This window comes from Photorhabdus temperata, from assembly GCF_025384845.1.
Lineage (GTDB): Bacteria > Pseudomonadota > Gammaproteobacteria > Enterobacterales > Enterobacteriaceae > Photorhabdus > Photorhabdus temperata.
In genome coordinates, this window is sequence record NZ_JAJAFX010000006.1 from 23,911 (window position 1) to 38,439 (window position 14,529).

Annotated in this window: 13 protein-coding genes and 1 other annotated feature; of the genes, 10 read left to right on the forward strand and 3 right to left on the reverse strand. The window is 41.1% G+C overall.

Annotation, left to right across the window (positions count from 1 at the left end):
• Positions 1–68 precede the first annotated feature (68 nt).
• Positions 69–1,367, forward strand: a complete 1,299-nt coding sequence (locus LGZ99_RS03410) for an HAAAP family serine/threonine permease (RefSeq protein ID WP_023045554.1) — start codon at positions 69–71, stop codon at positions 1,365–1,367.
• 90 nt (positions 1,368–1,457) lie between these two features.
• On the opposite strand, the gene LGZ99_RS03415 is transcribed toward LGZ99_RS03410, so the two are convergent.
• Positions 1,458–2,279 carry a hypothetical protein gene (locus LGZ99_RS03415; protein ID WP_021325234.1) on the reverse strand — a complete coding sequence of 274 codons (822 nt, stop codon included), beginning with the start codon at positions 2,277–2,279 and terminating at the stop codon, positions 1,458–1,460.
• Between the two features lie 718 nt (positions 2,280–2,997).
• Here LGZ99_RS03415 and LGZ99_RS03420 point away from each other — a divergent pair.
• The 3 genes from LGZ99_RS03420 to LGZ99_RS03430 all read left to right on the forward strand — a co-directional run bounded on the left by LGZ99_RS03420 (position 2,998) and on the right by LGZ99_RS03430 (position 6,121).
• Positions 2,998–3,312, forward strand: coding sequence for a hypothetical protein (locus LGZ99_RS03420; RefSeq protein ID WP_021325235.1), 315 nt, complete (start codon positions 2,998–3,000; stop codon positions 3,310–3,312).
• A 1,061-nt stretch (positions 3,313–4,373) separates the two neighbouring features.
• Positions 4,374–4,703 carry a hypothetical protein gene (locus tag LGZ99_RS03425; RefSeq protein ID WP_021325236.1) on the forward strand — a complete coding sequence of 110 codons (330 nt, stop codon included), beginning with the start codon at positions 4,374–4,376 and terminating at the stop codon, positions 4,701–4,703.
• A gap of 563 nt (positions 4,704–5,266) precedes the next feature.
• Positions 5,267–6,121, forward strand: a complete 855-nt coding sequence (locus LGZ99_RS03430) for a hypothetical protein (RefSeq protein ID WP_021325237.1) — start codon at positions 5,267–5,269, stop codon at positions 6,119–6,121.
• Between the two features lie 110 nt (positions 6,122–6,231).
• Here the strand turns inward: LGZ99_RS03430 and LGZ99_RS03435 are convergent, their stop codons facing one another.
• Positions 6,232–7,434 carry a serine hydrolase gene (locus LGZ99_RS03435; protein ID WP_051769204.1) on the reverse strand — a complete coding sequence of 401 codons (1,203 nt, stop codon included), beginning with the start codon at positions 7,432–7,434 and terminating at the stop codon, positions 6,232–6,234.
• 165 nt (positions 7,435–7,599) lie between these two features.
• Between LGZ99_RS03435 and LGZ99_RS03440 the strand changes: the two genes are divergently transcribed.
• Positions 7,600–8,220, forward strand: coding sequence for a glutathione S-transferase family protein (locus LGZ99_RS03440; protein WP_036837451.1), 621 nt, complete (start codon positions 7,600–7,602; stop codon positions 8,218–8,220).
• Positions 8,221–8,226: 6 nt separating this feature from the next.
• Here LGZ99_RS03440 and LGZ99_RS03445 read toward each other — a convergent pair whose 3' ends face one another.
• Entirely contained in the window at positions 8,227–9,054 is an 828-nt protein-coding gene (locus LGZ99_RS03445) for an SDR family oxidoreductase (RefSeq protein ID WP_036837450.1), read from the reverse strand.
• A 311-nt stretch (positions 9,055–9,365) separates the two neighbouring features.
• Positions 9,366–9,490: a sequence feature (His leader region), on the forward strand.
• A gap of 26 nt (positions 9,491–9,516) precedes the next feature.
• Between LGZ99_RS03445 and hisG the strand changes: the two genes are divergently transcribed.
• Genes hisG through hisH form a run of 5 tightly spaced genes read left to right on the forward strand, consistent with a single transcriptional unit; the run spans position 9,517 to position 14,525 of the window.
• The gene (gene hisG, locus LGZ99_RS03450; RefSeq protein ID WP_036837449.1) at positions 9,517–10,416 is read left to right on the forward strand and encodes an ATP phosphoribosyltransferase; all 900 of its coding nucleotides are present in this window, start codon (positions 9,517–9,519) and stop codon (positions 10,414–10,416) included.
• Positions 10,417–10,421: 5 nt separating this feature from the next.
• Complete coding sequence (gene hisD, locus LGZ99_RS03455; protein ID WP_023045901.1) at positions 10,422–11,738, forward strand: histidinol dehydrogenase; 1,317 nt, start codon at positions 10,422–10,424, stop codon at positions 11,736–11,738.
• A 2-nt stretch (positions 11,739–11,740) separates the two neighbouring features.
• Positions 11,741–12,844 (forward strand): histidinol-phosphate transaminase, encoded by a 1,104-nt coding sequence (gene hisC / locus LGZ99_RS03460; protein WP_036837448.1) that lies wholly within the window; start codon positions 11,741–11,743, stop codon positions 12,842–12,844.
• The gene (gene hisB, locus LGZ99_RS03465) at positions 12,844–13,911 is read left to right on the forward strand and encodes a bifunctional histidinol-phosphatase/imidazoleglycerol-phosphate dehydratase HisB (protein ID WP_036837447.1); all 1,068 of its coding nucleotides are present in this window, start codon (positions 12,844–12,846) and stop codon (positions 13,909–13,911) included. Before hisC ends, hisB begins: the two co-directional genes overlap by 1 nt.
• Positions 13,911–14,525: an imidazole glycerol phosphate synthase subunit HisH gene (hisH, locus tag LGZ99_RS03470; protein WP_021326357.1), complete on the forward strand. Its 615-nt coding sequence runs from the start codon at positions 13,911–13,913 to the stop codon at positions 14,523–14,525. Before hisB ends, hisH begins: the two co-directional genes overlap by 1 nt.
• Positions 14,526–14,529: the final 4 nt, after the last annotated feature.

Here is a 14,529-nt window from a genome sequence, read left to right on the forward strand (position 1 = left end):
ACGCATTTACATGCATGCGGCATTGTAGTTTTGTTTTTTAATTTACCGCGTTATTCTCGGAGATAACTATGGATATGACTCAAACAGGTACGATCGCTTCCCCGGCTACCAGCCCAAGCGATTATAAAACCTGGCGTAAATCAGATACAGTATGGATGCTTGGCTTATATGGTACCGCGATTGGTGCTGGTGTGCTGTTTCTACCCATCAACGCAGGTATTGGTGGTCTGCTGCCCCTGCTGGTGATGGCACTGCTGGCTTTCCCAATGACATTCTTTGCTCACCGCGGAATGTGCCGTTTCGTTCTGTCCGGCAAGAATCCAGGTGAAGATATTACCGAAGTGGTAGAAGAGCACTTTGGCAACCTGGCAGGTAAACTGATCACCCTGCTCTACTTCTTCGCTATCTATCCGATTCTGCTGGTTTACAGCGTTGCTATTACCAACACCGTAGACAGCTTTATTGTTCATCAATTACACCTGCCCTCTCCACCTCGTGCCCTGCTGGCTCTGATCTTGATTGTCGGTATAATGAGCATCGTTCGTTTCGGTGAACAAGCTATCGTTAAGGCGATGAGCGTACTGGTATTCCCATTTGTTGCAGTTTTGATGTTACTGGCGTTTTACTTAATTCCTAACTGGAACACCGCTATCTTCGAAAACATCACCGTTTCTGCTGCGGGTGCAAGCCATGGACTACTGATTACTCTGTGGCTGGCGATTCCAGTCATGGTGTTCTCCTTTAACCACTCACCAATCATCTCTGCGTTCGCGGTAGCAAAACGTGAAGAGTATGGTGAGAACGCTGAGAAAAAATGTTCCCGCATTCTGGCATACGCTCACATCATGATGGTTATAACCGTCATGTTCTTCGTATTCAGTTGCGTATTGAGTCTGTCTTCAGAGAACCTGGCAGAAGCCAAAGCACAAAATATTTCTATTCTGTCTTATCTGGCTAACCACTTTAATACACCAGTGATTGCCTACATTGCCCCGTTTATTGCATTTATCGCAATTACTAAATCTTTCCTTGGCCATTATTTGGGGGCTCGTGAAGGTTTTAACGGTATGGTTGTTAAGACACTTCGCGACCAGGGCAAAACCATTGAGCCTAAAAAGCTGAATCGTATCACATCCATTTTCATGTTAGTGACCACATGGATAGTCGCTACCCTGAACCCAAGTATCCTGGAAATGATCGAAAGATTGGGTGGTCCGATTATCGCAATGCTGCTGTTCATTATGCCAATGTATGCAATCCGTAAAGTACCTGCTATGCGCAAATATAGCGGCAAACTGAGTAACGTATTTGTCGTCTTCCTGGGGCTGGTTGCTATCTCCGCCGTCCTTTACTCGCTATTTGCATAACCAACGCCAGGTTGCTGCCCTCTTCTACGGGCAGCAACCTGCTGATTCTCAGTATCAAAACACCTGAGTCAGTAAGCAGAAAAATTTAAACTACACTGCCCACTTCACCCAATCCCCTTGCTGCTCGTCATATTGCCACAGGTCGTCTTCGTCGAAATGTCCGCGCTCCTCTATCGGTACCCCTTGCTGTTCCTCCTCTTCCCATTGTTGCCGCAACTTATCTGTTAAGATATAAGGCGTTCTAGTGACAATTTCTCCAGTAAAAGGAAATCTATTTCCGGTTTCCTCCAAACGGATAAACTTGGCGCCAGTGGGAATATTCGAGATGACCACGGCCTCAGTCGCTGAAGGGAAGAGAATATAACCATTAATCAAAGGGAAATATCGCGGTAAACCAGGTTTATGCGGTGGTGGAATGATATCAACCGCATTCCATGAAAGAAGATAATCCAACCCCTCATCTTTATTGGGCCCCATTGGATAACCTTGGTAAAAATAACGATTTTGAACTGAATAACTCCCCGTCAATACATATGCTATATAAAAATAGTAACTAACCAGATCTATTTCTTCTGTTCTGAACGTACCAAATATTGAATGCAAAGGAAACGTTCCCATGCCACCAAGGAGACCAATAATCTCATACTGTTCATCGTGACCATACTGATCAATATATTTTCCCGTCTTGATTTTCGACACCTGCATATCCGTCAAAATATTGTCGTGTCCATTACTTGAATTGAATCTATATCGACCGTAAAGAAAGTGCAGACTATCCTCATAAATGTAAGTAAATTGCTCTTGATTAAGAGTACGAAGAGGATCGGGTTTGTCTGTCCATCGCTTATCAGCGCCTAAATTATTACGATTTCCGAAGCGGATAGAAAGCTCCATCGGATCAAGATATGACATATAACCACCTTTTCATCACAAAATAGTGGGCACATACACCCATTAAAAAAACGATAATTATTTTACTAACAAAGGGTTAACTATATTATCATTTCAATTTACAACCTCCTGCTCTGTATTGAAATAGTTAACCATATCTCTATTTTCTGCGTTAATTAGTTTTTTAAAGAATAGATGAACAATTCACAAAGAAAAAGATTTTTTGTGAGAAACATATACAGCATCTCATTCGCATTAATATTTATATAAATTTCAAACAAATAAAGCAACCCTATTTATTATCATTAGAAATATAATCTATATTTTTAATTGTCAAACTAATAATTCAAAAACAAATACATTGCCAATAATATTTTAATTTCATCTAATTATACACAATATATAAAATTATAATTATCTTATATTTCTCACATTGACAATTTATTTTCTATTTTTTAATAAAATAATTCCATATATCAGGTGATTACATTATTTTTTAAAATTTATTTGACAACATCTAAATGGCACCTATAGTTATATGTGTTAGACAAAATGTTATATGCCAATTAAAACCATTAACTGTCCTATATTTTTAGTGCTAAAAAAATTTCTTATGTAGATTGCTTTTATAGTAGAAGTACCAACCACCTTATATTTCTCAAGAGAATATTTTTCTATTCTTTACCTTGGGACAATATAAGTTAATTTATCAATTAGATTATATTTTGGAGTTTATATTATGATTAACGACATGCATCCTTCTTTAATTAAAGAGAAAGATATGGTAGACGATATGCTCTTACGTAGCTGTAAAATCATTTGCATGAGAGTTATGCCAGACAAAGCTATGCAAGTTATGGTAACAGTATTACTCCATGATGGCGTATCTGAAGAAATGCTGTTGAAATGGAATCTTATGGATAATAGAGGCATGGCTATTTATAAAGTTCTTATGGAAGCTCTTTGCGCTAAGAAAGATGTGAAGATAGGAACTGTAGGAAAAATCGGACCTCTCGGCTGCGATTATATTAATTGCGTAGAAATCTCTATGTAAAATAATCACTTGTTGTTAAATGTTTGGGCTAAATAATAATTCCTAATAGAAAATCGATCTGATTAAAGCGATTTAATGAATTGCAAAATACAATACTGTTGCAATAGGATATTTGGCACAACATTTTTCAGGTAGAATAATGCCGATTTTACAAAGGCGCATTCTATCAAACTTAAGGCAGAACGTAATATCAACGTTCTGCCTGCCATTATTACATTTATACCCTTCATCTTTCAAGTTGCTGCTTTGTTGGCTGCGTTCACTTACCCCAGTCACATAGTTTTCTATGCTCCTGGGGATGCGTTCACTTGCCGCCGCGCTGCAACTTGAAATCTATTGGGTATAGTGCCATTTAATAGAGAAATAGAAATTTATAAAAACAACTTATCAAAAAATTAAGATTAATTCACCTGACTATATATTTACCGAATAGAATATTAGAAATAACAATCACTCAAACTTTAATTTCCCAACAAGACAATATCCGTTAAAAATCACCTATAAAATAATACATATCATCAACTCAAGCTTCGAAAACAACATAGAATAATATTTTCATTTTTATGCACGTTAATATTTCATTGCAAAATATAACTATAAAACAATATTTTTATATTGTGATTATTAACAAAAACAATATGTATTAATACTATTAAAACAAAAACATATCCCCATGAATTAATTTCAAATTTTACAATTATATATTCATCAGATTATTTCCCACACACATAATTTATTAACAATAATATCCTATACCAATAGCATCATATCTAAATGAATTGTTAATTTTATCCTTTCGAAGAGAAAGAAAGAAATAAATAAATATCAATATTATTTTTTGATTATCGTTATGCCTTTGATTATTATAACTCTAACCCTTTAGAGGAAATATATTAATGGTGACATTTTAACAGCATCAATAATTATATAACACGGATAAACTTTTAATATAGATTACAATTACCAATTACCTTATATTTCTTCGGCGGCCAAATTATTGGTCTGTACATTTGAGTAATAAGAATTTATTTTTCAACTACATTAAATATAGGATTAATACAATGAACTTTGCACATCCTTCTGCAACTGGTGAAATGGCAACAGAAAATAAAGCTGAACAAGCTCCTAATTACTATTTCGCTGTTGGTACCGTAACTTCAGTTCAAGCAGCACCAGATCAAAACCAATTGCAGATTACTGTAACTATGCAATTCCCTAACGGTAAATTTAACTACATCTTATGGTGGAATGCTCAAGACTACAAAGGCGCAGCACTGTACCATCTTCTTCTGAACGCTTGCAGCAATAACAAACGTGTAAATATAACCTCTTCATCAGTTGTTTCTCCTGGTGGCTACAATTATATCTACAATGCAACATTACTGGCTTAATATCTTAATATAAAGTTATAAACTGCCAGGTGGCTGCGCCAAATACTACATTGTTACAACAAGATTTGGCGCAGTATTTCTTTGGTAGAATAAGATTTATATTTATTCAAAGCCAAAATAAGCTTGTTACCAGATACTCCTTTCTCCAGGCAGAACCTGAATTTCAAGGTTCCGCCTGTTTTATTTCTTAAAATTAATCGCAATAAATAATTATTTATTTTCAACAATACTAATTTTAATTCTTAGCTCAACATTCATTTAATCTAAATATTATATAAGATAAAAACGATAACAGATCAAAAACTAATTCCAATATATTTATTCACCATATATTTAATAACGTTAACAACAGTACATTAAAGTAATTTTATTAGCTATATTTTACAACTCAGATGTTTTAATTTATTAATAATTAATTTCACATCTAACACTATCTATAAAATAATAAAAAAATAATTTAAAGCTGTTCTCTTGACAAACATCAATAACGCTTACTACTATTTTTAGTGCATGAATATCTATTTTCCTTTTATTTATTACCCTTTATAATAATAGGTGATTACATGTCAAAAGAAAATCAACGCATCAAAAAACCATCTTCAGGTTATGCAACAGATCATTTCTATGATGGAGTATGGCACAGAGCCGTCAAATTCGTTGAGGGCAGTGTTGAATTTTTTGATGTTTACGACGTCATTTTTGAAGGAATTACTCACCAATCCCCACCGATATTAGTTTCTGAGAATATTATTATTGTTCCCTTAGAAAAAGATGAAGTCGCATGGAACAGTAAAATAGAAATATATGGTGCTATTGGCACCGGAGAAAGTGAGAAAATTTTTTCTGATGGTGACGCCGTTCGACCTTTTGCTGGTGAACTTGATACTTCAAATCCTCATGAACCACTGGTCATTTTCGAAGGAGGCAATGTTAGTCGTTTTTCCAATTACACAGCCAGTGTCAATGGAGTTGAATATGGCGGCTTGATTATAGATCCACAGAGAAATTCAATATCACTATTGCGCCCTCTTGAAGCTGGGAAACTGCGTGTATTTGGTAAAACTGAAACTGGCAAAAATGTCACGGTCTTTGAAAAAGATACTGAAGGTGAAAATAAACCGCTTAATGGATGGGTAGAGCTCCATGATGTAGCGACATGTATTCTATTTAGAAGTGGCGATTTGACTGAATTTGCTGATAGTTATGAACTCAGATATGAAGGAACATCAACCCACGATTATCGCGGTTTATCACCGACGCATATTCGATATCAGAATATTGGTCATCATGTTAAAACTGAAGTCGAATTATGGGCTTACTGGAAAGATAAACCTAGCGGCGTTTTATTATTCAAAGGCCGGTATAACGGTTCTGCCGTAAAAAGCAGCGGGTATTGTTCTCTGGAAAAAGACAAATAAATGTAAAACGTGCGCGGCAAAAATGCCGCGCCCTGAGCCAGGAAGAATATATCTGCTGCATGTTGACAATCGAACTCATCTTCCCGTACAAATCACATATTTAAGTTAAATCAACCAAAAATAGCATTAAACCAACCGCTAACTTTCATGACAATCAAATCCCAAATACGGCTGAAAAACCCCCCTTTATTAACAGCGTCTTTAACAACTAAAGGTCGCTGCTCAATGACTTTATCGCCTAATTGGAAATTAATAACACCGACAACCTGGTTTTTTGTCAAAGGTGCTTCCAATGGTGTTTGGTTCAACGTATAACTGGCTTTCAGATTTTTCAACTGACCGCGGGGAATCGTGATTGCTGCGTCTTTTTCCACACCAAGAGCAACATCTGAGCGATCACCATACCAAACCTTTTCTGAAACAAACGGTTCACTGGCTTTAATTGGTGTCACCGTTTCATAAAAACGAAATCCCCATAAGAGTAATTTTTCGCTTTCAGCGAAACGAACCCGATCACTTGGTGCGCCCAGCACAACGGAAATAAGCCGCATTGGCCCCTCTGTCGCTGAAGCAACCAAATTATGACCGGCACCGCCGGTATAGCCTGTTTTCACACCATCCACATTCATATTTTTATTCCACAACAATCGGTTACGATTAGGCTGTCGAATGTTATTAAAGGTGAACTCTTTCTCTTTATGAAGGGCGTATTCATCAGGAACATCATGGATCATGGCTTGACTCAATATCGCCATATCACGAGCGGTACTGAATTGACCTTCAGCATCCAATCCATGAACAGTACGAAAATGGGTATTAGTCAATCCAAGTGCTTTTGCATAATTATTCATCAGACTAACAAATGCGTCCTGACTACCTGCCACATGATCAGCTAAAGCAATGCTGGCATCATTACCAGACTGAATAACAACACCGCGATTCAGGTCGATCACTTTTACCCTATCACCGGGTTTAAGAAACATCAGAGAAGAACCTTTCAGTATCGGGTTACCCGTTGCCCAGGCATCCTTTCCGACCGTAACCAAATCTTCCTGTGTGATTTTTCCGGCTTTTATCGCCTGACCGACCACATAGCTGGTCATAATTTTTGTCAAACTGGCTGGATCAAGCCGCTCATCAGGATTACCAGAAGCCAGAATTTTACCGCTAGCATAATCCATCAACACATAAGCTTTAGCCTCCACCGGAGGAACGACAGGTTCATCCGACGCATAAGCACTGGTATTTACGACTAATATAGCTGACAGCACCGCAGTAACACACTTCATCGTCATAGCCAAACTGTTCTTCATCACCCTTCTCCCTTTTACTTACAAGAAAAATGTCAGATTTCTATTAATATAAGATTAATATAAGATGTTGTATGACAAGAAACCAATGTAATAGTGCAAAGATTGTTCTTACCATTGGTTTTAATTTAAGTGACTATCTAATCACCCTGATACAAGGAGAAAGCCATGCTGACCGTTTGGGGCCGTAAAAACTCTTCCAATGTAAAAAAAGTGCTCTGGTGCCTGAAAGAGCTGAATGTGCCATACAACCAGATCGATGTTGGCGGTAAATTTGGCAAACTGGATGACCCGCAATATCTGAAAATGAACCCAAATGGACAAATTCCCTGTTTACAAGAAGGTGATTTTATCCTGTGGGAATCTAACGCAATTGTCCGTTATCTTGCGGCGAAATTTGGTGAACATCTGCTTTATCCGCAAGATCTACAAGAAAGAGCGAATGCAGATAAATGGATGGATTGGGCCGGTTCACATTTATTTCCCTGTATTAAACAGCTAGTGTTAGGTGTTATTCGCACACCTGAAGCCGAACGAGACCAAAAACAGATAGAACAAACACTGGCTGAAATCGCAAAACTGATGAAAGTGATAGATAACACCTTGGCAGAACAGGAATTTCTTTCCGGAGACAAATTTGGCATAGCTGATATTGCATTCGGACCCATGATTTATCCTTGGCTTAACATTCCCATCCAACGTCCATCTTTGCCAAATATTGAACGCTGGTACCAGCAGATGGCAGCAAGACCCGCGTTCAAAGAAATTGTCATGATTGAATTAAATTGATAAAAATCAGCTCATTGGCATCCATTTAGGATCTGGGTATTGATACTTAAACCCTAACTGTTTACAAATACGGCTGCCATCAACAATCCTGCTCCCCACCTGAGTTCCTTCTCTGACAAACTCAGGTGGAATTAAATCAAGCTGATTGCTGGCTTTAGGGTAAAACTCAGCTTTAGTTGGATGAACAGGCGCACATAAATTAAAAATATGACCACCCTCAGCCCGCTGAACTAACAGACTAATGGCTGAAATAACATCATCCTGATGAACCAGATTTACCGGCTGGCCCCCTCCTTTGACTTCCTTTTTCCCCGCCAGAAAACGCCCGGCATGACGACCACTCCCCACCAACCCAGCCAAACGTAAAATATCAACGGAAATATTTGGCAGTTTGTGCAACCAATTCTCTAATTCAACCAATGCCTGAGCTGAAGGTGTTTCAGGGCAAAAAGGAGCATCTTCATTCAGGTTACCGGCAATAAAACCATAAACGGAAGTAGAACTGGTGAAAATAATCCTTGGTACAGAATATGATAGAGCAGTATCGACAATTAACTGAACCGCCTTAACATAGTTATGACTACCACCCGCCGTGTGGCTTGCCGGTAAAGTGATAATCAGCACATCAGCGACCATCAACTGTTCCAAATCATCAAGCGCACAATTAATTTGGGGTTCCAGTTGTAACAAATAACATTCGATACCAGACATACGCGCTGCTTCTACACCATCTGACGTCGTTTTACTGCCAACAACCTGCATACCGCTACGGCTCAATGCTTTGGCTAATGGCATCCCCAACCAACCCAGACCGATAATGGAAATTTTTTTCATCATCACCCCTTCTTATGCCTGATATTGCTTTGATTATGCTGACAATCTGAACATTAAGCCACTGTTATTATTAATCCTGTACTTTTCTTATAGAGAACAATATCTCAAGTAAAAACAAGATATTATTACAATAAAAATTTATCGCTAAAAAAATTGATTGCTTTTAGCCTGCCAAATCGTATAGGTTGAATAGCAAGCAAAAAATTTAATCACTGTGGGTTCGCCAATCAAAGCAACCGGCAGCAAATGGTAAATAACAGAAATAGTCAATATAGAAGAGAAGCCATTATGATCCGCATTCAATTCAACCATCATCATCACCATCATCCTGATTAGTCTTTCAGGCTGTTGTGTGCTGGAAGACGTTTAGCGGGTCTTCCGGTGGCATGAATGCAATACAAAACCCTCGGAAGAATTCTTCCGGGGGTTTTTTTATGTTTCCAATTTTAAATAGGGATAAAAATGTTAGATAAATCACGTTTACGTATAGCGATGCAAAAATCAGGCCGATTAAGCGAAGATTCACGAGAGTTACTGGCCCGCTGTGGGATTAAAATCAATCTGCAACAACAACGCCTGATTGCATTCGCGGAGAATATGCCAATTGATATCCTGCGGGTACGTGATGACGATATCCCGGGGCTGGTTATGGATGGCGTCGTTGATCTGGGTATTATTGGTGAAAATGTGCTGGAAGAAGAGCTGCTAAATCGCCGTGCTCAGGGAGAAGATCCACGTTATTTCACTTTACGCCGTCTTGATTTCGGCACTTGTCGTCTTTCACTGGCAGCACCTCTGGATTACAACTATACCGGCGTCGAATGTCTGCAAAATGCCCGTATCGCTACCTCTTACCCTCACCTGCTAAAACGTTATCTTGATCAGAAAAAAATCCACTTTAAATCCTGTCTGCTAAATGGCTCAGTAGAAGTTGCGCCCCGGGCCGGTTTGGCAGATGCCATCTGTGATCTGGTTTCAACCGGTGCAACTCTGGAAGCAAATGGCCTGCGGGAAGTGGAAGTTATCTACCGTTCAAAAGCTTGTCTGATCCAACGTGATGGCGAAATGCCCGCCGAAAAACAGCAATTAATAGATAAGTTAATGACCCGCATTCAAGGCGTGATTCAGGCCCGTGAATCCAAGTACATCATGTTGCATGCACCAAGCGAAAAACTCGAAGAAGTGATTTCTCTGCTACCGGGGGCAGAACGTCCAACTATCCTACCGCTAGTGGGTGATCAGAACCGCGTTGCTATGCATATGGTGAGCAGTGAAACCCTGTTTTGGGAAACGATGGAAAAACTTAAATCCCTTGGCGCCAGTTCCATTTTAGTTTTGCCGATTGAAAAAATGATGGAGTAAACAAGATGACTACCCGTTTCGAAACCTTGATTCGTTGGCAGGAATGTCATGCTGAACAGCAAAGCGCTTTGCTGACACGCCCTGCTGTTGCGGCTTCAGAAGAAATTTCCCGCACAGTGGAACAAATTCTGAATGCAGTCAAAGCGGATGGTGATAACACTCTGCGGGAACTCAGCCAACGTTTCGACAAAACCACTATTAAAAATATCCGTATCTCGCCGGAAGAGATAGAAGCCGCAGAGAACCGCCTGAATAATGAAATTAAACAGGCGATGCAGCAAGCAATGAATAATATCCGCGTCTTCCACGAAGCTCAGAAACCTGTAGAGATTAAAGTGGAAACTCAGCCTGGAGTCCATTGCCGACAAATAACACGACCTATTGATTCTGTCGGGTTGTATATCCCCGGAGGTTCCGCGCCATTACCTTCTACCGTTTTGATGCTCGGAACGCCTGCCAAAATAGCGGGTTGCCGTAAAGTGGTGCTTTGTTCCCCACCACCTATTGCCGATGAAATTCTCTATGCAGCCAAACTGTGCGGAATTACGGAAATATTCCAGATTGGCGGAGCGCAGGCCATTGCCGCTATGGCATTCGGAACAGAATCCATACCCAAAATAGATAAAGTTTTTGGTCCTGGTAACACTTATGTCACTGAAGCTAAAAGACAAATTAGCCAGCGAATGGATGGTGCCGCTATTGATATGCCTGCCGGACCATCGGAAGTGCTTATTATTGCTGATGAGAGTGCAAACCCTGTATTTGCTGCCGCCGATTTACTCTCACAAGCAGAACATGGCCCGGATTCACAAGTCATATTGGTCACTCCTAATGAGAATCTAGCCAAAAAAGTTATAGCGGAAATCGAAAAACAGCTTACCCTGCTCTCCCGCCAACAGATTGCCGCCAAGGCACTGGAACACAGCCGCATTATTGTGACAAAAAACCTGCAACAGTGTGTGGAAATCAGTAACCGCTATGGCCCTGAACACCTGCTTATTCAAACTTGTCAACCAGAACAACTGGTTGAAGCAATCACCAGCGCCGGCTCGGTTTTCCTTGGTAACTGGTCGCCGGAATCGGCGGGAGATTACGCCTCAGGAACCAATCACGTCTTACCAACCTATGGCTACACCTCAACTTATTCCAGCCTTGGTCTGGCTGATTTCCTGAAGCGTATGACGATTCAGCAACTCACTCCGCAAGGGCTGCTGGACTTATCTCAGACCATTGAAACACTGGCGCAGGCAGAACAATTGACTGCTCACAAAAACGCCGTCACTTTACGCGTGGCTGCACTGAATATTGCAGATAAGGAGTAAACATGAATAACGTTTTTGATGCCAATCTGTTGGCACGCGAAAATGTCCGCAAATTAATACCTTATATGTCCGCTCGTCGCCTCGGTGGCAATGGCGATGTTTGGTTGAATGCCAATGAATACCCACTGGCCCCTGATTTCCAACTCACCGGGCAGACACTGAACCGTTATCCTGACTGCCAGCCTGCATCAGTAATCTGCCGTTATGCAACCTATGCCGGTTTACAACCTGAGCAGGTGCTGGCCTGTCGGGGTGCAGATGAATCCATTGAGCTGCTGATCCGTGTATTTTGTGAACCTGGACAAGATGCAGTGCTGTTCTGCCCTCCGACTTATGGTATGTACAGTGTCAGCGCAGAAGCTTTCGGTGTCGAACAAAAGAAAATTGCTGCACTGAAAAATTGGCAACTGGATATCGAAGCAATCGAAAATAACCTCGACCGGGTAAAGCTTATCTATATCTGTAGCCCTAACAATCCAACAGGGAACTCGATTACCCCTGATTCACTGCGTAAAGTTCTGGAACTGGCAGCCAATCGCGCAATTGTCACTATTGATGAAGCCTATATTGAGTTCTGCCCGGAAAATAGTATCGCAAGCTGGCTAAAAAACTATCCGAATTTAGTCGTTTTGCGAACCCTCTCGAAAGCTTTTGCTTTGGCGGGTTTGCGCTGTGGATTTACTCTCGCCTCTGTGGATATCATCACTCTATTGTTAAAAGTCATTGCGCCTTACCCGCTTTCCACGCCTGTTGCGAATATTGCAGCACAGGCATTGACAGCAGAAGGTATCGCCGTTATGCAAAAACGGGTCGTAGAAATCAGGGAGAACCGCGACTACTTGCAGCAAGCCCTGAATAAATTGACCATCGTTGAAAAAGTATTCCCCAGTGAAACCAACTACACACTGGTGAAGTTCTATGATGCCGAAACCGTTTTCAGGACATTATGGCATCAGGGCATTATCCTACGCGACCAGCGCAAACAGCCCGGGTTGGATGGCTGCCTGCGGATCACCATAGGCACCTGTAAAGAGTGTGAGCAGGTGGTTGCAGCCATCAGCACCCTTTCCACTAAAAATGAACAACAAAAGGAAACAGCACGCTGATGAACCAGAAACTCCTTTTTATTGACCGGGATGGCACACTGATCACTGAGCCATTAACCGATTTTCAGGTTGATCGCCTGGAAAAACTGGCACTGGAAACTGATGTTATTCCTGCTTTGCTTGCCCTGCAAAAATCAGGTTTCAGGCTGATTATGATCACTAATCAGGATGGCCTTGGTACAAATAGCTTTCCATTGGAACAGTTTGAACCACCACACAACCTGATGATGCAGATTTTTAGTTCTCAAGGGATCCGCTTTGATGAAGTTTTAATTTGCCCACACAAGCCAGAAGATAACTGCAATTGCCGTAAGCCAAAAATAAAATTGGTGGAAAAATATCTGGCGGAAGGCTTGATGGATACGACTAACAGCTATGTTATTGGTGACCGGGAAACAGATCTGCAACTGGCTGAAAATATGGGAATTCAGGGGTTACGTTACCATCCGGAAAACCTTGGCTGGCGAACCATAAGTGAACAACTAACCCGTAAAGATCGCCATGCTCACGTTCAGAGAGTGACAAAAGAGACCTCCATCAAGATTGACGTTTGGCTCGATCGTGAAGGTGGCAACAAAATCAATACCGGTGTCGGATTCTTCGACCATATGCTGGATCAGATTGCTACCCACGGTGGTTTCCGTATGCATGTCCAGGTTAAAGGCGACCTCTGTATTGATGATCACCACACTGTTGAGGATACCGGTCTGGCTCTCGGCGAAGCGTTAAAGCTGGCTCTGGGAGACAAACGGGGCATCTGCCGCTTCGGTTTTGTGTTGCCAATGGATGAATGCCTTGCCCACTGTGCTCTGGACATCTCTGGTCGCCCCCACCTTGAATATAAAGCTGAATTCAAATACCAGCGAGTGGGTGATCTGAGTACCGAAATGGTTGAGCATTTCTTCCGCTCACTCTCTTATGCAATGGCCTGCACACTGCACCTGGAAACGAAAGGCAGCAATGATCATCACAGAGCGGAAAGCCTGTTCAAAGTCTTTGGCCGGACACTGCGTCAGGCGATTCGAATAGAAGGCGATACATTGCCAAGTTCCAAAGGGGTCCTATGATGAAAGTCGTCATTCTTGATACTGGCTGCGCTAACCTGTCATCAGTCGCTTATGCTATCCAAAAATTAAGTTATAAGCCTGAAATCAGTCTGGACCCAGCAACGATCCTGGCCGCAGATAAATTACTTCTGCCTGGCGTCGGCACGGCCAGTGCAGCAATGGATCAACTGAAACAACGGGAACTTATCCCGTTAATTAAAGTACTGAGCCAACCGGTGTTAGGTATTTGCCTTGGTATGCAGTTATTCGCTGCCACCAGCGAAGAAGGCGATCATGTCACAGGTGATACAGGTAATAATGTCACCCTGCTTGAGCTTATTGACTCACCGGTCAAAAAAATGGCTACCAATGGGCTTCCGTTGCCTCATATGGGCTGGAATCAGGTTCTGCCAAAAGCCGGGCACCCTCTGTTTCGCGGCATTAAAGACAATAGCTATTTTTATTTTGTCCATAGTTACGCGATCCCGGTGAATACATACACAATCACTCAAACTGAATATGGCAATACTTTCAGCAGTGCAATCGCCAAAGATAACTTCTTTGGTGTGCAGTTTCACCCTGAACGTTCCGGTGCCGCCGGAGCCAGGCTATTAAAGAATTTTCTGGAGATGTAAGCGC